Annotated in this window: 13 protein-coding genes; 10 read left to right on the top strand and 3 right to left on the bottom strand. The window is 71.0% G+C overall.

Going from position 1 to position 17,864, the window contains the following annotated elements:
* The first annotated feature begins 96 nt into the window (after positions 1–96).
* Positions 97–606: a winged helix-turn-helix domain-containing protein gene (locus L2K70_RS02425; protein ID WP_236398462.1), complete on the top strand. Its 510-nt coding sequence runs from the start codon at positions 97–99 to the stop codon at positions 604–606.
* A 39-nt stretch (positions 607–645) separates the two neighbouring features.
* Here the strand turns inward: L2K70_RS02425 and L2K70_RS02420 are convergent, their stop codons facing one another.
* Complete coding sequence (locus L2K70_RS02420; protein ID WP_236398459.1) at positions 646–867, bottom strand: hypothetical protein; 222 nt, start codon at positions 865–867, stop codon at positions 646–648.
* Between the two features lie 76 nt (positions 868–943).
* Between L2K70_RS02420 and L2K70_RS02415 the strand changes: the two genes are divergently transcribed.
* From L2K70_RS02415 to L2K70_RS02405, 3 genes are read left to right on the top strand one after another with little or no spacing between them, the layout of a single operon-like run.
* Complete coding sequence (locus L2K70_RS02415; RefSeq protein WP_236398456.1) at positions 944–1,783, top strand: oxidoreductase; 840 nt, start codon at positions 944–946, stop codon at positions 1,781–1,783.
* 3 nt (positions 1,784–1,786) lie between these two features.
* Positions 1,787–2,176: a DUF2237 family protein gene (locus L2K70_RS02410; protein ID WP_236398453.1), complete on the top strand. Its 390-nt coding sequence runs from the start codon at positions 1,787–1,789 to the stop codon at positions 2,174–2,176.
* Position 2,177: 1 nt separating this feature from the next.
* A complete protein-coding gene (locus L2K70_RS02405) occupies positions 2,178–2,789 on the top strand; it encodes a nucleoside/nucleotide kinase family protein (protein ID WP_236398450.1) in 612 nt (203 codons plus the stop codon).
* Positions 2,790–2,804: 15 nt separating this feature from the next.
* On the opposite strand, the gene L2K70_RS02400 is transcribed toward L2K70_RS02405, so the two are convergent.
* Positions 2,805–3,503, bottom strand: coding sequence for a hypothetical protein (locus tag L2K70_RS02400; RefSeq protein WP_236398447.1), 699 nt, complete (start codon positions 3,501–3,503; stop codon positions 2,805–2,807).
* 10 nt (positions 3,504–3,513) lie between these two features.
* Entirely contained in the window at positions 3,514–4,245 is a 732-nt protein-coding gene (locus L2K70_RS02395; protein WP_236398444.1) for a hemerythrin domain-containing protein, read from the bottom strand.
* 95 nt (positions 4,246–4,340) lie between these two features.
* Here L2K70_RS02395 and L2K70_RS02390 point away from each other — a divergent pair, with 95 nt between their 5' ends.
* From L2K70_RS02390 to L2K70_RS02365, 6 genes are all read left to right on the top strand, one after another.
* Positions 4,341–7,733, top strand: coding sequence for an ATP-binding protein (locus L2K70_RS02390; protein ID WP_236398441.1), 3,393 nt, complete (start codon positions 4,341–4,343; stop codon positions 7,731–7,733).
* Between the two features lie 101 nt (positions 7,734–7,834).
* Entirely contained in the window at positions 7,835–9,961 is a 2,127-nt protein-coding gene (locus L2K70_RS02385) for an MMPL family transporter (RefSeq protein WP_236398439.1), read from the top strand.
* Positions 9,962–10,418: 457 nt separating this feature from the next.
* Positions 10,419–15,635, top strand: a complete 5,217-nt coding sequence (locus L2K70_RS02380) for a CARDB domain-containing protein (protein WP_236398437.1) — start codon at positions 10,419–10,421, stop codon at positions 15,633–15,635.
* 19 nt (positions 15,636–15,654) lie between these two features.
* On the top strand, positions 15,655–16,800 hold the full coding sequence (locus L2K70_RS02375) for a hypothetical protein (protein WP_236398434.1): 1,146 nt from the start codon (positions 15,655–15,657) through the stop codon (positions 16,798–16,800).
* Positions 16,801–16,809: 9 nt separating this feature from the next.
* Positions 16,810–17,220 carry a hypothetical protein gene (locus L2K70_RS02370; RefSeq protein WP_236398431.1) on the top strand — a complete coding sequence of 137 codons (411 nt, stop codon included), beginning with the start codon at positions 16,810–16,812 and terminating at the stop codon, positions 17,218–17,220.
* 212 nt (positions 17,221–17,432) lie between these two features.
* Positions 17,433–17,861, top strand: a complete 429-nt coding sequence (locus tag L2K70_RS02365) for a hypothetical protein (RefSeq protein WP_236398428.1) — start codon at positions 17,433–17,435, stop codon at positions 17,859–17,861.
* Positions 17,862–17,864: the final 3 nt, after the last annotated feature.

Raw genomic sequence — 17,864 nt, 5'->3', positions numbered from 1 at the left:
CTCGGATGCCGACACAATGCCGACAGCTCGTGAACACGTTCACGATGCGTCGAAAGGGTGTAGTCAAGCCGCCACGCCGGACCTACCGTCCCGGACATGACGCTCGCTCTCGGGGTGGGCGCGGCGGCCTCGGTCGCCCATCCCACCGTCGCGTACGCCGCTCTCGCACAGGCCCTGGTGGTGGCCGCCGAGTCCCACATCGGGTCGGAGGCCGCGCGGGCCTGGGCGGTCCAGCAGGCCGGTCAGCTGCTGTCGATGGCGGCCGTCGCAGCCGCCCCCGCCGCTGCCCCGCTGGTACCGACGCCCGTTCCGGCAAGGTCCCGGCTCGTGCTCGACGAGGAGCACTGGGAGGTCCGACATCGCGACCTCGCGCTGCGCATCACCCTCGCGCAGTACCGCCTCCTCGGTGCGCTGATCCGGGCCGAGACCCACACCGTCCCCACCCGGCACCTCGCGCTCGTGATGTTCGGCAGCGCCCACCGCGAGACCGAACGGGTCGCCGCGCACGTACGTCGCCTGCGCCGCCGCCTCGTGGAGGAGCACGTCGACTGCTGCTCGCTCGACACCGTCCGCGGCGTCGGCTACCGCCTCACGTGGACGAGCTGACCGGACCGCACGCCGGGACGTGCCGGGCGTGCGCGCGACCTACAGGTGCTGCAGCTTGGCGAACGGCGGCTTGATCCGCACCGACTGGGCGCCGAAGTCCACCGTCACCGCGTGGCTGTCGACCGCCGAGACGCTCCCGAGCCCGTAGAGGTCGTGGCAGACGCGGTCGCCGACCTCGAAGACCTCCAACACCTCCTCGACCGGCGGGGCGAACGGACTGCTGCTGAGGTGCTTCGGCCGTGAGCCGTGCGAGGAGGTCATCGTCCGTCCAGTATGCGCCCTCGAGGAGGCGTTCCGTGCACGAACGGGGGACCCGCCTCCGGACTACGCTCGCGGCATGACCTCTTCCGCCACCTCTCGCGTCGCGCTGGTCACCGGTGGCTCGTCCGGCATCGGCGAGGCCACCGCCCGCGCGCTGCTCGCCCAGGGCTTCACGGTGTACGCCGTCGCGCGCCGTGTCGACAAGATGGCCGGCCTCGAGGCCGAGGGCGTGCACACGTTCGCCATGGACGTCACCGACGACGACTCGATGGTCGCCGGCATCGCGCGTACCGTGGATGAGCAGGGACGGATCGACGTCCTCATCAACAACGCCGGCTACGGGTCGTACGGCGCCGTCGAGGACGTGCCGATCGACGAGGCGCGGCGCCAGTTCGAGGTCAACGTCTTCGGTCTCGCCCGGCTGGTGCAGCTGGTGACACCGCACATGCGCGCGCAGGGGTCGGGCCGGATCATCAACATCTCCTCGATCGGCGGCAAGTTCTACGAGCCGTTCGGGGCGTGGTACCACGCGACCAAGTTCGCGGTGGAGGGCTTCAGCGACAGCCTGCGGATGGAGCTGCGGCCGTTCGGGATCAAGGTCGTGCTCATCGAGCCCGGCCCGATCCGCACCGAGTGGAACGAGATCGCCCGCGACTCGCTGCTCGAGCGCTCCGGCGACGGCGCGTACGCCGACCACGCACGGCGCGCGCACGCCGTGCTCACCCGCTTCGACGAGCCGTCCCGCGCGTCGACGCCGGAGGAGGTCGCGGACAAGATCGTGAAGGCGGCCGTGGCGAGGCGTCCCGCCGCCCGCTACCCCGTCGGCCGGGGCGCGCGAGTGATCACCACCTCCCGTGACCTGCTGCCGGACCGGGTCTTCGACGAGGTCGTTAGCCGCACCTTCGGGACGCGGTAGGAGATGACGGAGCGCAACGTCCTCGGCGGCGAGCTCGACCCGTGCGGCACCGACCCGGTGACCGGGTTCCACCGAGACGGCACGTGCACCGTCGGCCCGCAGGACGTCGGGCTGCACGCGATCTGCGCGGTGATGACCGAGGAGTTCCTCGCCCACCAGCGTTCCGTGGGCAACGACCTCTCCACCCCTCGCCCGGAGTGGCACTTCCCCGGCCTGGTGCCGGGTGATCGCTGGTGCGTGGTCGCCGTGCGCTGGCTGCAGGCGTACGACGCCGGGGTCGCCGCACCGGTCGTGCTGTCGGCGACCTCGGAGCGCGCGCTCGACGTCGTACCGCTCGAGGTGCTGCGTGCCCACTCGGTCGACGTGCCGCCCGACCTCAGAGCGCTGGACTGACATGGAGCTCGTCGATCGCGCCCGGGCCCTGGTACCCGCGCAGGGGCGGGCGATCCTCGGCATCACCGGCCCGCCCGGCGCGGGCAAGTCGACGCTCACCGACGCGCTCCTCGCCGACCTCGGCCCGGACGTCGGGCACCTGCCGATGGACGGCTTCCACCTCGCCGACGTCCAGCTCGACCGGCTCGGCCTGCGCGACCGCAAGGGGGCGCCGGAGACGTTCGACGTCGACGGATACGTCGCCGCCCTCCGGCGGCTCCACGACGAGCCGGACCGCACGCTCTACGTCCCCGGCTTCGAGCGCGACCTCGAGCAGCCGGTCGCGGCCGCGATCGCGATCCCGCCGACGGCTCGGCTGGTGGTCACCGAGGGCAATTACCTCCTGCTGCCCCACGGCGGGTGGGAGCGCGTGCGGCCGCTGCTGGCCGCGTGCTGGTACGTCGACCTCGACGACGACGTACGACGACAGCGCCTCGTGCGCCGGCACGAGCAGTTCGGCAAGTCGCCCGCCGACGCGACGGCGTGGGTCGAGCGGAGCGACGAGGCCAACGCCCGGCTGTCGGCTGCCACCCGCGAGCGCGCGGACCTCGTCCTCCCGGTCACCGTCGGCTGACGCCCGGGCCGGGGATCACGAGCTGGACGCCCGCAGCCAGTGCCAGGCGACCGCGCCGACCCACAGCTCGTACGCCAGCGTGCTCAGCGCGAGGAACGGGAAGAGCGCGTCGGCGAGCAGCGTCGCGCTGCCCAGTAGGCTCACGGGCAGGAGCACCAGGCCGATCCGCTGCAGCCAGCGCGCGGAGCCCGCGAGACAGAGCGCCATCACGATCGCACCGACGAAGAACAGCCGCGGGAAGACCGAGAACGCCAGCGAGTACGGCGCGACCGAGTCCCAGCCCGCCAGCAGGCGCGGGTCCGCCCCACCGGCGGCGGCCTCCATCGCGACGTCGTGCAGCACGCCCGCGAACGGCCAGACCAGCGCGAGCATCGTGCCGGACGCCAGGGCGACGGTGGCGAGGACCCCGCTGGCGTCCACCGCGCGGAGTCGCGCCTGCACCACGCCCAGGAAGCCGAGCAGCAGGGTGCCGGCGGCCATGAACGCGTAGTTGCTCACGCGGTAGGCGGTCTGCACGTCGAGGATGTCCCGCCCGCGGTCGAGGGCGGGGTCCCCCGGCCCGCCGACGTGCGGCAGGACGAGGACGCCCATGGCGACCATGACGAGCAGCTGTCCCACCGCGAAGGCGATCCCGAAGCAGGCGCTCGCGCGGGCCAGCGTGGCCCCGGGATTGCGTGCGGGCGGCTGGGTCGTGTGAAGCAGACGCGTCGACATCGCAGGCCGCTCAGGCGAACCGGAACGCACGGCGCTCGCCGCGCTCGAAGCGGGGCCGGAGCAGCCGCAGCAGCAGGCCGTAGCCCGGCGGGGTCGACTCCATCATCCGCTCGCGGACATCGGCGGGGAGTCCGTCCATCGCCCACGGCAGGACGAAGGGGATCGTGCTGAGCGGGTAGGCCTTCTCGATCGACTTCTCGAACGCCGTGTTCTCCTCGACGCTGAGGGTGCGCTGCAGCATCGGCAGGGCGTAGGTCTCCTCGTGGGCGAGGTGGTCGAGCAGGAGCTCGTGCGCAGCGGCGAGCCGGATCTCCAGTGCGTTGCGGTGGTCGGCGCACGGGTGCGCGGCCATCGCCGCGAACGCCTCCTGGACGTGGTGCAGGGCGGGGTCGACGTCGGCGTGCTCGGCCTCCATGTCGGCGAGCAGGCGCACGCCCTCCTCGTCGCCATCGGCCTCCGCGTGGCTCAGCAGCAGCGGCCACAGGTGGGCGTCCTCGGCGGAGTGGTGGTGGTGCAGCACCTCCGCCATCTCCACCCAGCGCCGCTCGAGCGCGACCCAGACGTCGCGCTCCGACACGGGCGTGGCCTCGACGGCGGCGGTGAAGCGCACGAAGTCGCGGCGCAGGGCGTGGTGCATGACGTACATCCCGGTCTGGTCGTGCGGGCCTTCGGCGGTGTGCGCCTGGCGCGGCAGGGTGAGCTGCGGTCGGTGGGTCGTCGGGTCGGTCTCGTGGTCGGTCATGGCCTCTCCTCTGGTCGGTGGGATCCGACGATCTCCCCCGACTCTTGAGACCGACTCCAGAGCGACTTGGGTCGCCGGGCGCTACGTTGCTGCGCGTGTGGGTCCGTGTGCTCGGGACGAGCCAGGTGGCGCTGGGGGACGACCCGGCGGCCACCGTCGACGTCGGTGCCCGCAAGCCGCGCTCGGTGCTCGCGGCGCTGGCGTTGCGCCTGGGTGGGGACGTGGCCCCCGACGCGCTCGCCCGTCTGGTGTGGGGCGAGGACCCGCCGCGCGGGGCGCACGGCACCCTGCACTCCTACCTCTCCGGCCTGCGTCGGGTGCTCGAGCCGGGGCTCGGTCCGCGGGAGAAGCCGCGGGTCCTGCTCACCAGCGACCACGGCTACCGTCTCGCGCTCGGACGCGACAGGGTCGACGCCCACAGGTTCGCGGACGAGGTACGAGCGCTCGGACGGCAGCTGGCGCCGCTTGCCTCGCAGCTGACCACCGGCACCGGGGCGGACTGGCCGACGCGCGACCGGGTCGCCCAGCACGTCGACCGGGTCGAGGAGCTGCTGGGGCTCTGGACGGGTGAGGCCTACGCCGACCTGCCCGACGAGCCGGCGGTCGTCCTCGAACGCACCGCGCTCGACCAGCTCCGTGTGGACGCCGAGGAGGCCAGGGTCCTGGGGCTCCTCGCCCTCGGTGACCACGCCGTCGTGGTCGCGGCGACCGAGGAGGCGACCACGCGGTACCCGCTCCGGGAGCGGCTCTGGGCCCTGCACGCCCTCGCCCTGACCCGCTCCGGGCGGCAGGCCGACGCGCTCACGGCCTTGCGCCACATCCGGTCGGTGCTGGCGGACGAGCTCGGCCTGGACCCCGGCCAGGAGCTGCGCGACCTCGAGCAGGCCGTGCTCGTCCAGGACCCGGCGCTGCACCAGTGGCTCCGTGCGCCCGTCGTCACCGCGCCTTCGACCTCTTCCGCTGTCGCTCCGGCTGTGCCGTCGACGGACTGGGCGACGGTCGGCAGGGAAGCCGAGGAAGCGGCGTTGCTCGACGTGCTCCAGCGCGCGGAGGCCGGCACGCCCTCGACCGCTGTCCTGGTCGGCGAGCCCGGCATCGGCAAGTCACGCCTGGTCTCGCGGGTCTCGGAGGCAGCTCGCGAACGCGGCTTCCGCGTCGCCACCGGACGCTGCTCGCAGGACGACGGCGCCCCGAGCCTGTGGCCGTGGAGCCAGGCGCTGCGCGAGCTGGCCGACGGTGATCTCGACCCCGAGGTCGACCGGCTGTTGTCCGGATCCCCGAGCGGCGGCGACGACGGCACGGAGCAGGGGGCCTTCCTCGCCCGTCAGACCCTGGTCCACGAGGTCGTGTCGCGCGCCACCGAGCAGCCGGTCCTCCTCGTGCTGGAGGACCTCCACTGGGCCGACACCGCCTCGCTCAAGGTCATACGACACCTCGTGTCGGGCGCGCGCCCGGGACACCGCCTCGCGCTCCTCCTCACCCGCCGCGCGCGGCCCGAGCCGGTCGGCGACCTCGCCGAGGTGGGCGAGGAGCTGGCCCGCCACCACGCGACCCGCCTCGACCTGGACGGCCTGGACGCCCGTGACGCCCACACCCTCGTCGACTCGGTCGCCGGGACCGAGGTCGCGGCCGACGTCGTGGCCGAGTGGCACGCGCGCTCGGGGGGCAACCCGTACTTCCTCGTCGAGCTCGCCCGGCTCGGCACGCGCGACAGCGCCTCGCTGCCCTCGAGCGTCCGGGACGTCATCGTGCGACGGTTGCAGGACCTGCCCGACACCACCCGGGAGCTGCTGCTCCTCGCCGCGGTCCTGGGCAGGAGGTTCTCGCTCGACCTCCTCGCCGCCGTGGCCGGCAAGTCCGCGGACGTGGTGGACGACGTCCTCACCCCCGCCCGTGCGGCCGGCCTGCTCGAGGACCCGGAGGCCGGGACCGTCGCCTTCACCCACGCCCTCACCCGCGACGCGGTGGTGACGACCGCGAGCCCCTCGCGGCTCGCCAGGCTCCACGCGCAGGTCGCACACACCCTCGACGACGAGGCGCTCGTCGGCGGCCTGGTCGGTCGCGAGGAGCGCGAGGCCGAGCTGGCCCGTCACTGGCTCGCCGCGGGTCCCACCCATGCCGGGCGGGCGTGGCGGGCAGCGGCACACGCCGCCACCCACGCACGTCGTACGTTCTCCTGGGTCGAGGCCGAGCAGCTGGTCGCGGCGGCGATCGACGCCCACCGCCGCGATCCCCTCGGCACCGTGACGGAGCTCATCGACCTGCTGCTCACGCGGGCCCACGACCTCCGACCCAACGCGGAGTGGGACCAGGTCCTGCCGTGCGCCGAGGAGGCCATCGCGCTCGCCCGCCGGGAGGAGGACCTGTCCCGGCTCGCTGCGGCAGCGGCCGCCGCCACCGACGGCTCGGTGTGGATGCCCCAGCAGTGGAACGAGGTGCCCGAGGACACCATCGACGACCTCCGGTGGGCGCTGGCGCAGCTCCCACCGGGCGACTCGGCCGACCGTTGCCGGGTGATGCTCGCGCTCGCAGCGCTCCTCTACTACGACCCCTCGGCGCAGGCCGAGGTGACCGCGCTCGTCGACGAGGGCGTCGCCATGGCGCGGCGCACGGGCGACCTCGACCTGCTCGGCTGGGCCACGCAGACGGCGTGGAAGGCCGTGTGGACGCCCGCCCACCTCGACCTGCGGCTCGCGCTGGCGCGTGAGTGCCTCGACGCCACCCGCGGGGCGGGCGACCCCGACGCCGAGGTGGTCGCCTCGGTGCTGCTGACGGGCAGCCTGCTGGAGATCGGGGACCGGGAGGAGCACGTCCGCCAGGCAGCCGCCACGAGCAGGCTCGCTTCCCGGCGCCGCAACTCCTACGCCCGCCTCGCCCTCGCCTGGACTGAGCTCAGCCTCGCCTCGATGCGGCGCGACGAGGCCCGCATCGGGCAGCTGCTCACCGAGCTCCACGCACTGCGCCCGCGCCGCAACCCCGCCAACGAGGCCCTCCACCTGATGGGCATCCACCTCGTCTCGCACACGTGGGACGAGGGCATCGGCGAGGTCATCGAGCCCATCCGGCAGGCGATGGCGATCGCCGACAACGACCTGGCAGCCGACGTCCTCGTTCTCGCCCTGGCCCGTGCCGGCGACCCCGACCAGCTGCGCGCCCAGCTCGCGCACCCGCTCCGGCACCGGGTCGACAACTGGAGCAGCACCAGCACGTGGAGCACGCTGGCGGAAGCCGCTGCGGTGGCGGGCGACGTACGCCTCGCGTCGCGGATGGTCGAGCTGCTCGAACCCCTCAGCGGTCGGATCGCCGTCAGCGGCATCTCGACCGTCATGGGGCCGGTGGACGGCTACCTCGCGCTCGCCCTGGCGACGACGGGCCGTTCGGTCGAGGCGGCCGAGGCCGCGGACCGCGCGGACGCCCAGGCCGAGGAGTGGGGCTTCGAGGCGTACGCCGCGTGGCTCGCTGAGCGACGCAGGCAGCTCGGCATCTGACCCGTCTTGGGTCCGTGGCGCAAGCCGGGTCCAAGCCGCCCTCAAGAGGCAGGCGACAGCGTGCTCGGTGTCAGCACACCGCATCCCGCAGGAGTCCCACCATGTCCACGCAGTCGCCCTCGTTCCTCTACCGGCTCGGACGCTCGTCCGCCGCCCATCCCTGGCGCGTCCTCGGCGCGTGGGTCCTGGTCCTCGCGACCGTCTCGACGCTCTCGTGGGCCTTCGGCGCCCCGATGCGCGACGACTGGGACGTGCCGGGCGCCCGTGCCCAGCAGGGCATCGACACCCTCCGCGAGCACGGGGTCGGCGGCTACGCCAGCGCCCGCGTGATCGTGCACGACGGATCGGGTGAGCCCCTGGCGACCGCCGAGGTCGGCCGGCTCACCGATCGCCTGCTCGACCTGGAGCACGTCGCGTCCGTCAGCCCGCCGCGCCTCAGCGAGGATGGTGACACCGCGATCCTCACCGTCGAGTACGACCAGCCCGTCACCCACCCCGACCTGATGGCCAACACCGAGCCGCTCGAGGGCGCGATCGCCCCGACGATCGACACCGGCCTCCAGGTCGAGCTCGGCGGCGACCTGCCGGACACCGCGGGCGAGCCGATCGGCGGCACGGGTGAGATCGTCGGCGTCGTCTTCGCCCTGCTCATCCTCGTCATCGCTCTCGGCTCCGCCGTGGGCGCCGGTCTCCCCATCGGCATCGCCATCGCCGGCCTCGCCGGCGGCAGCGCAGGGATCGGCCTGCTGGCCGCGACCATGGCGGTCAGCCCGTCAGCCCCGATGGTCGCGTCCATGGTCGGCCTCGGCGTCGGCATCGACTACGCCCTGCTGCTCGTCACCCGTCACGTCGAGAACCTCCGCCTGGGGCTCTCGCCGATCGAGGCCGCCGCTCGCGCGGTCGCCACGTCGGGCCGCTCGGTGGTCCTCGCCGCGGTGACCGTGCTCGTCTCGCTCATGGGCCTGCGCCTCGCCGGCCTGACGACGTACGACGCCTTCGGGCTCGCGACGGCGATCGCGGTCGTGTTCGTCGCGACCGCTGCCCTCACCCTGGTCCCGGCGCTCTGCCGGCTCGGCGGCCGCAAGCTGCTTCCCCGACGCGTCCGTCGCGGCCGCCCGGAGCGCACGACGCAGCCGCTCACCGGTCGGTGGGCCGCCCGCGTCGGTCGTACGCCGCTGCCGTGGGCGCTGGCCAGCCTGGGTGTCCTGCTCGTGCTCGCCGCGCCGGTGCTCGACATGCACACCTGGCCGAGCGACGCGAGCAACCAGCCGGCCGACAACACCACGCGCCAGGCGTACGACATCGTCGCGGAGGAGTACGGCCCCGGGACCAACGGCCCCGTCACCGTCGTCGTCCCGACCGCCGACGGCGTCACCGACGAGGTCGTCTCGACGCTCGCCTCGGACGACCGCATCGCCGCCGTCGCGCCGGCCGTGGTGACCCCCGACGGCGAGCTCGCGATCGTCACCGCAGAGCCGACCTTCGGGCCGACCGACCAGCGGACCTCGGCGCTCGTCTCCGACCTGCGCCAGGCCCTGCCGGACGGCGCGGAGGTCACCGGGTGGACGCCGTTCTTCTCCGACATCTCCGAGATGCTGCAGCAGCGACTGTGGGTGGTGATCGCCTTCGTGGTCGGAGTCTCGGTGCTCCTGCTCGGCGTGATGTTCCGCTCGGTGCTGGTGCCGCTCAAGGCCGCCGCGATGAACCTGCTGTCGATCAGCGCGGCCTACGGCGTGCTCGTCGCGGTCTTCCAGTGGGGCTGGGGCTCCGACCTGCTGGGGGTCGACCGCTCGATGCCGCTGTCGAGCTGGATGCCGATCCTGATGTTCGCGATCCTGTTCGGACTGTCGATGGACTACGAGGTGTTCCTGCTCTCCCGGATCCGGGAGGACTACCTCCGCACCGGCGACCCACGCGGCAGCGTGGTCCGGGGCCTCTCGGCCACCGGCCGGGTGATCACCTCCGCGGCCGCGATCATGATGGTCGTCTTCCTCGGCTTCGCCAGCGAGGGTGACGTGGTCGTCAAGCAGCTCGGCCTCGGCATGGCCGTCGCGATCCTGCTCGACGCGACCCTGGTCCGGATGGTGCTCGTGCCCGCAACGATGTCGCTGCTCGGGCACTGGAACTGGTGGCTGCCGGCCTGGCTCGACCGCCTGCTCCCGACGGTGCGGGTGGAAGCCGAGCTCGAGGAGGAGCCGGCCGACGAGCGGGAGCTCGTCGGGGTCTGACCTGCCGCGGTGTGTGCCGGGCCGGCGTCCTTCGAGGCGCCGGCCCGGCGTCGGCCACCGCGGTCTAGCCGTCCGCACCGGTCGGTCTAGTCCCGACAGTCAACTTTCTGTGGCAGACGACGAGGTGTCCGGGCACACCACAGGCCGTCGGAATCCGGTGCCCCCGACGGCCCTCCCGTATTACGCCTCGCCACCAACGATGTCAACACTCGTCACGGCAACGTTGACCACCCGCAGAGGCGAGGTCTGAACTGACCGGTGGCACGTTCCGGAGGGGCGCGTGCCTTCCGGGAGGTCGGCCATGTCCATGGCGTTGGGGAACAAGCACGTACGTACGTCTCGGTCGGGCTCGCGACCTTCGCGACGAGCGAGGTGGCTCGCCCTCCTCACCGCCGCAGTGCTGGTGTGGCCAGCGCTCCAGGCGCCGGCCTCGGCCGATCCGGTCAGCCCCATCACGGTGACCAACACCGCGTCGCCGAGCCCCGTCGCGTCCGGGGCCGAGATCACCTACACGATCACGATGACCAACACCGGCGGCGCCAAGCTGACCAACCTGGTCATGACCGACCAGCTCAACGGGGTCGGCACGATCCAGTCGCCGCCCGCGACCCCGCAGTACGTCATCACCTCCACTCAGGGCACCTGCACCCAGTCCGGCCAGCTCGTCTCCTGCAACGGCGGCACCCTCAACGGCGGAGCCACGTGGACCGTCACCATCCGCGGCCTGGTCACCGCCCCGTCCGGGTCCACCCTCAACAACACCGCCGGCGTCACGGGCACGAAGTCGGCGCAGAACTTCACCACCAACGCGAGCAACCAGACCCTCGTGCAGGGCGGCTCCGGCAGCACGCTGCCGGACCTGACGATCAACAAGACCGGTCCCTCGACGGTGGTCGCCGGCGCGGGCTTCGACTACGTGCTGACCGTCAACAACATCGGCACCGCCCTGGCCAACGACATCAAGGTCGTCGACACCCTGCCGGCCGGCGTGACCCTGCAGACGCCCGCCTGGGACACCACGAGCCTCTTCACGTGTACGTCGTCGGGCACACCGATCAAGGTGACCTGCACGGGAGGTCGCGTGAACGCCGGGCAGAACGGCAGCATCCGCCTGCACGTCGTCGCGCCCGCGACCGGACCACTGACCAACACCGCCGCCGTCGACCCGGACAACACCATCGCCGAGGGCAACGAGCTCAACAACACCTCCGCCGTCGTCAACACGACAGTGACCGCGGCGCCCCAGCAGGGCTCCCTGGAGATCATCAAGACCGACGATCCGGCCGTCCTCGCGGGAGCCGGTCCCGACCCCGTCGCGCCGGGCCAGCTGCTGACCTACAAGATCCAGGTCACCAACAAGGCCAGCACCCGAGCGGACGACGTCGTCGTCGTCGACGGCACCCAGGGCCTCGAGGCCGCAAGCATCGTGGCGACCCAGGTCGTCGTCAACGGCACCGTCGGCAACGGCAACGGGTGCGCCGTCGCCGCGCCCGAGGTCCGGTGCAGCATCCGCACCCTCAATCCCGGCGGCACCCTGACCATCACCGTCAGGGGCACCGTCGTGGCGCCGGCCGGCACCACCCTCATCAACACCGCGACGGCGACTGCCAACATCAAGAACACCGGCGTCCGCGCCACCGCGACGGAGCGTACGACGGTCAAGCCGCAGAACGACCTGACGATCACCAAGGCAGGGCAGCCAGACCCGGTCTGCGCGCGCTCGTGGCCGTCGGACGATGCCGGCGACCTCTGCACGGGCGGCCTGAAGTACACCTTCGTGGTCGGCAACAGCGGCGTCTCCGCGACGCAACCGGTCGTCGTACGAGACGTGCTGCCGGCCGGTGTCGTCTACGACTCGTCCAGCAACGCCGCCGGCAGCGACTTCGCCTGCGTCCTGGGGAGCGGCAACACCCTCACGTGCACGAACCCGAGCATCGGTCCCGAGACCACCGAGACGTTCTCCATCATCGTCGTCCCGCCGGCGGGCACCGGTCCGCTGACCAACAACGTCATCGTCGACCCGGAGAACACGATCTTCGAGGCCGACGAGACCAACAACAACGCATCGGCGAGCGTCCAGGTGAGCACCGGCATCGACCTCACGATCTTCAAGTACGACAAGAAGAACGCGGCCACCGCCGACCCCGCCGGCCGCATCCCGGCCTACCCGCCGCCGCCCGACGGGTTCGACCCGATCGCGACCAACGGCACGCAGACCTACACGATCTACGTCGACAACCTCGGCACCCAGGACGCCACCGACGTACGCGTCGAGGACACGCTGCCCGCCGGGACGAGGTTCCTGTCGGTGTCCGGCGACCAGGGCTTCACCTGCAGCCACGACGGCTCCACGACCGGCGGCAAGGTGACCTGCGTCGGGGGCCACCTCGACGGCACCTACAAGGAGTTCTACAAGCAGACGCCGACGAAGAACCAGTTCGCCACGATCACCATCAAGCTGAAGGCCACCGGCTTCGTCCAGCCGGCCATGCACAACGAGGTGCGGGTGGATCCCCTGAGTGCGATCGCCGAGTTCGACGAGAGCAACAACTTCGCCTTCCAGGACACCGTCGTCGGGACCGGCGGCGCCGACCAGAGCGCGTTCAACCAGCTCAAGATCGCCAAGGCCCAGACCTCGCCGGCCGCTGACAAGCCGGTCGCCACCAACGGCATCCTCAAGTACGAGCTCACCGTCGAGAACGACGGCACCGACCCGGTCAGCAACGTGGTGGTCAAGGACTTCCTCCCGACCGGCGCACGGTTCATCTCGGCGAAGGACACCGACCCCGGACCCGGTACGACGGACGCGTTCTTCTGCACGCACGACGGATCCGCCACTGGCGGCACCATCACCTGCACCGGCGGTGACTTCTCCGGCACGGTCAACACGATCCCCGACACCGGCGGCGCCGGCACCGTCCCGCTGACCCGCAAGATCGAGGTCGTCGTCTACGCCCCCGACGTACCCGGCACCTACACCAACACCGCCAAGGTCGACCCCGACGACGTCGTCCCCGAGGGCAACGAGTTCGACAACACCGCGCAGGCGCAGACCGTCGTGAAGACGGCAGGTGACGGCGGGCTGAACTCGTTCGTCCAGCTGACGATCGACAAGAGCGCGACCGCCCAGGTGGGCACGAGCAGCGTCATCACCTACACGCTCGACGTGAGCAACACCGGCACCAACCCGGCGTTCGGGGTCACGGTGCGCGACGTGCTCCCGGCGGGCACGCAGTTCATCTCGGCCGAGGAGACCTCGCTGGCCGGGCCCGCGACACGGTTCAGCTGCTCGGAGTCCGGCGGGACGGTCACCTGCACCGGCGCCACCCTAAGCGGTACGACGGTGACCGCCTCGGGCGCGCCGACCACCCGGACCATCACCATCAAGGCGTTCTCGCCCACCCGGCCCGGCAACGTCAGCAACACCGCTGTCGTCGACCCGGCCAACGCCATCCCCGAGGGCGACGAGACCGACAACCAGGACTCGGCGACCACGAAGGTGGTCGTGGGTGCCGGCTTCATCGACCTGCGGATCCAGAAGTGCGACACCGCGATCACGACCGGCTGCGCCAGCGACGTCAACGAGTTCAAGAGCGGTGACGAGATCGCGTACCAGATCGAGGTCAGCAACGCGGGCACGGACCCGGCGTTCCAGGTGGTCGTGCGCGACGCCCTGCCGGCAGGACTGACGTACGTCTCCTCCAAGGACGTGCTCGGCGGTGACGGCGCCTTCCTCTGCGGCGAGAGCGGCGGCGTGGTCACCTGCACCGGTGGCACGCTCGACGGGTCCGACGACCTCGTCCCGGGCCTGCCCACCACCAGGATGATCCGGATCGTCGTCCGAGCACCTCAGGTGCGGCAGCAGACCTACATCAACCAGGCGGCGGTCGACCCGTTCAACGCGATCGCCGAGTCCAACGAGATCAACAACACCGCGAGCGACACGCTCAACGTCTCGTCGCCGTACAACCTCACCATCGACAAGGACGGTCCGACCACCGCCCAGCAGAACAACACCGAGGACTACGTCATCACGGTCACGAACAAGAAGGCCGCTGTCGATGACGTCGTGGTCCGCGACCCGCTCCCGGTGGGACTGATCCCTCTCGGGGTCGAGGCGACGGGCAACTTCACGTGTGAGATCAGCCCGACCAACGTCGTGGAGTGCGTGGGCGACATGGCTGGCAACGACGCCACGGCGACCATCACGGTCCACGTCTTCATCACCCAGGACGGCGGCACCCTCGACAACGAGGCCTGCGTCGACCCGGACGACGCGGTCGTGGAGGAGCTCGAGAACGACAACTGCAAGACCAAGACCACCGCCATCCGTCCGTTCTCGCCGAACATCTCGGTGCAGAAGTCGGCCAGCGCCGGGACGGTGAGTGTCGGCGCCACGCTGGAGTACACGATCAGCGTCAGCAACACCGGCGACGCCAAGTCGGCGCAGTTCGAGGTCACCGACGAGCTGCCGGCCGACGTGTCGATCATCGGCGACCCCACGGCGACCAACGGCCTGGCGACCTGCACGCACGACGGCTCGGCCACCGGCGGAACGGTCACCTGTGACGTGACCGGGGGCCTGAGCCCAGGACAGTCGACGGTCATCACCATCCAGACCAAGGTGGAGGACACGGCCAGCGGAGCGCTGGTCAACACGGCCGAGGCCAACGGCGGCAGCGCCGTGGCCTTCGACCCGGCGGCACCCTGCGACGTCGCGGACGCGTGCGAGGACGAGACGCCGACCAACGTCTCCAACAACACGGACTCGGTGACGACCAACCTCGGCGGTGCGGCGATCGACCTCGTGGTCGGCGACATCACCGATGCGTTCGACCCGGTGGCGACGTCCGACGAGGTGATCTACACCGCCACGGTCACCAACGCCGGCACGCAGGACGCCAAGGCATCGGACGGCAACGGGGTCGTCGTTAAGGTCGACCTGCCGACCCAGGGCATGACGCTGGTGTCGGTGCTCGGCTCCCAGGGCTTCGCGTGCTCCATCACCAATGCCAACGCCCTCGCGACCTGCACCGGGGACCTGCTCGCCGGCCAGTCGACGACCATCACGGCCAAGCTGATCGTCGGTGCCGCCGCACCGGGCAAGCTCACGGTCAGCATGACTGCCGACCCGCTCGACGCCATCACCGAGACCGACGAGGCCAACAACACGCAGACGGAGACGACGACCGTCACGCACGACGAGTGCACCGCCTGCGTCGACCTCGAGCTCGGCCAGATCATCGCGACGCCGAACCCGATCCCCGACAACTCGGACGTCACCTACAAGTTCACCGTGACGAACATCGGCGACCAGCCGGCCGTGCCGACCGGGTCGAACCGCATCACCATCGCGATCGACCTGGACCGGACGGCCAACGAGCTCAAGGCGCCGTGGACCGCCGACGCCACGAACGGGTTCACCTGCGCGGCCTACCCGTTCTTCGGCAGCGGGGTCGGGCAGAGCCTCGCCAACCCGGAGATCATCTGCACCGGCCCAGCCGCCGGGCTCGCCGCCGCTCAAGGCACGACGGTCACGGTCAAGGCCCACGCCGACACTGCCAGCCCGAGCTCCTACGTGGACTTCGACGTCGCGGTCGCCTCGGGAGGGGTCATCGAGGCCGAGACCAACAACAACACCGGCGGCCTGCGCGTGAACACGTACGCGCCGTGACGTGACGAGGACGGACGACATGACAGACACCAAGCGACGCACGTACGTCGTACGACTGCTCGCGACCGCCAGCGCGGTGGCTTTCCTGGTCGCCGGGTCCGTGGCCGCGCCGTCGTCCACGCCGCCGGCGCAGGCTGCCGGGTGCCGGATCTACGTGGCCTCGGGTGACGACGTCACCAACGGCAAGGAGCTCGACGACAACGCCAAGCGCTACCCCGAGCGGCTGCTCGAGGACCACCTCGGTTCGCCCGGCTGGTGCGTCTACAACCAGGGTAAGAACGGCGTCACGTCGGCGACGTACATCTCGGGCGGGTCGATGTCGTCGGCCTACAACATGCGTCCGGACCTGCACACGATCATGCTCGGCGAGCAGAACAAGCCGGCCGTGGACCTGATCGACTCGTGCTTCAGCAAGGTGAAGGACCACCAGTTCGCGGAGGCCGCGGCGTGTGCGACCGCGGTCTACGGCAACACCTCGCTGTGGACGAACATCAAGAACAACTACACGACCCTGCTGGCCACGGAGAAGACGATGGCCGCCCAGCGCCCAGGCCTGGTCGTGGGTGTCGTGAACTACCCGAATCCCTACCCGCGGGCGGTGGACGTCTACGGCAAGATCCAGCAGCTCTGCACCCCGCTGATCGACACCATGCCGACCTGCACGGTGCGCTGGTCACAGCTGCCAGCGGCGCTCACCGCGATCGACCAGGCGATCGCCAAGCTGAACACCACGATCAAGGAGTCATTGGCGCCCTACCAGTCGGGGCCGGGCGGCTGGCGCTACGTGTACGTCGACGTCGCACCGAAGTTCGTCGACCACTGCATGTCGATGAAGGTGCAGATCAAGACGACCGTCGAGCACCCGGAGCTGATGGGCCAGGTGCACGACCACAACTCGCCGACGATCAACTTCGGCTGCTACGACACGTGGTTCGTCAAGGGCCAGACCGGTTACTACCCACCCACCTACCTGATCCCCGCCACCCCCGGCGTGCTCGTCAACTTGAGCCAGACCACCGAGGACATGGGCGTGATGCCCAACGCCGACGGCCACCAGTGCATCGCCGACGCCATCTGGGAGGCCGACACGATCGACCCCGGCACCACCCCGCTGAAGTGGAAGCTCGGCTACGGCGAGGCCTCCACCACCGACTACTGCAACTAGGAGATCGCGATGCGCAAGGTTCTGGCGAGCGGCCTGGCCGCGGCCCTCGGGGTCAGCACGGTGCTCGGCGCAGTCCCCGCGTCTGCAGGCCCGACGAGTGGGAGCACGGAGCTGCTGGGTCCGGCTGTCGGCGGTGGCGAGGTCACGGTCCGCGCCACCATCGGCGGCGTCTACCCCGTCGTCAGCTACGACTTCGCCCTGCTCAACCAGTGCTGGTTCAAGGGCAAGTTCTCCGGCCGCTTCGACTCGAGCGAGACCTACCCCCTCCTCGGCCCCTGGTACGACGCCGGCAACGGCGCGGCATACAGCGACGAGGTGATCAACCTCAACAGCGTGCCGTCAGGCGCGGTCTGCAAGGTCTCGATCGTCCGCGGCGGCCCGGTCGTGAAGGGAACGACCACCTCGTACGCCGTCGGGTAGTGCCCATCGGTGGTTGAGGTGCGAGCGAAGCGAGCCTCGAAACCACGAGGTCCACCGCTGGCTGAGGTGCGAGCGAAGCGAGCCTCGAAACCACACAAGCCGCCCGCCATCGTTAGTTGAGGTGCGAGCGAAGCGAGCCTCGAAACCACACAAGACCAGCAGCCTGTGGATGACCGTTCGCGCGCCACGGCGATCGGCGACAAGGTCGGATCATGACCGAAGAGCTCTTCCAACCCACGATTCGTACTCAAGCCGACCTCGAGTCGGCCTGGCGCCGGCTGATGGGCCCGTGGTCCTTCGGCGGTCGCTCCGTCTGGATGATGCTGATCCAGGACGACGTCCCGCTCCCGCAGCTCACCGAGATCACCGACGCGGATGAGCCCGACGACCTGTTCCGCGCGAACTTCGGCACGGTCCTGACCCTGCTTCGCGACGACGTGGTCCCACGCGTGAGCTTCGCCTTCCTGGTCTCCCGTCCGGGTTCGGGGTTCCTCACCGCGCCCGACCGACGCTGGGCCGCAGCCCTCTACGAGATCACGAAGGACGCGGGCGTCCCGTGCGAGATCGTGCACCTCGGGACGAAGGGCGCGATCCGGCCCATTCCTCCGGACCAGCTCGAGCCGATGGCGAGCTCAGCCTGACCC

Source organism: Nocardioides potassii (genome assembly GCF_021648885.1).
Taxonomy (GTDB): domain Bacteria; phylum Actinomycetota; class Actinomycetes; order Propionibacteriales; family Nocardioidaceae; genus Nocardioides; species Nocardioides potassii.
This window is presented reverse-complemented; position numbering and strand designations above follow the sequence as displayed.

What these genes read in the sequence shown, in the direction of transcription:
- L2K70_RS02415 (WP_236398456.1), top strand. Translation starts at nt 944, where the DNA reads ATGACCTCTTCCGCCACCTCTCGCGTCGCGCTGGTCACCGGTGGCTCG.
- L2K70_RS02420 (WP_236398459.1), bottom strand. Translation starts at nt 867, where the DNA reads ATGACCTCCTCGCACGGCTCACGGCCGAAGCACCTCAGCAGCAGTCCG.
- L2K70_RS02395 (WP_236398444.1), bottom strand. Translation starts at nt 4,245, where the DNA reads ATGACCGACCACGAGACCGACCCGACGACCCACCGACCGCAGCTCACC.
- L2K70_RS02405 (WP_236398450.1), top strand. Translation starts at nt 2,178, where the DNA reads ATGGAGCTCGTCGATCGCGCCCGGGCCCTGGTACCCGCGCAGGGGCGG.
- L2K70_RS02375 (WP_236398434.1), top strand. Translation starts at nt 15,655, where the DNA reads ATGACAGACACCAAGCGACGCACGTACGTCGTACGACTGCTCGCGACC.
- L2K70_RS02365 (WP_236398428.1), top strand. Translation starts at nt 17,433, where the DNA reads ATGACCGAAGAGCTCTTCCAACCCACGATTCGTACTCAAGCCGACCTC.
- L2K70_RS02410 (WP_236398453.1), top strand. Translation starts at nt 1,787, where the DNA reads ATGACGGAGCGCAACGTCCTCGGCGGCGAGCTCGACCCGTGCGGCACC.
- L2K70_RS02370 (WP_236398431.1), top strand. Translation starts at nt 16,810, where the DNA reads ATGCGCAAGGTTCTGGCGAGCGGCCTGGCCGCGGCCCTCGGGGTCAGC.
- L2K70_RS02425 (WP_236398462.1), top strand. Translation starts at nt 97, where the DNA reads ATGACGCTCGCTCTCGGGGTGGGCGCGGCGGCCTCGGTCGCCCATCCC.
- L2K70_RS02400 (WP_236398447.1), bottom strand. Translation starts at nt 3,503, where the DNA reads ATGTCGACGCGTCTGCTTCACACGACCCAGCCGCCCGCACGCAATCCC.
- L2K70_RS02385 (WP_236398439.1), top strand. Translation starts at nt 7,835, where the DNA reads ATGTCCACGCAGTCGCCCTCGTTCCTCTACCGGCTCGGACGCTCGTCC.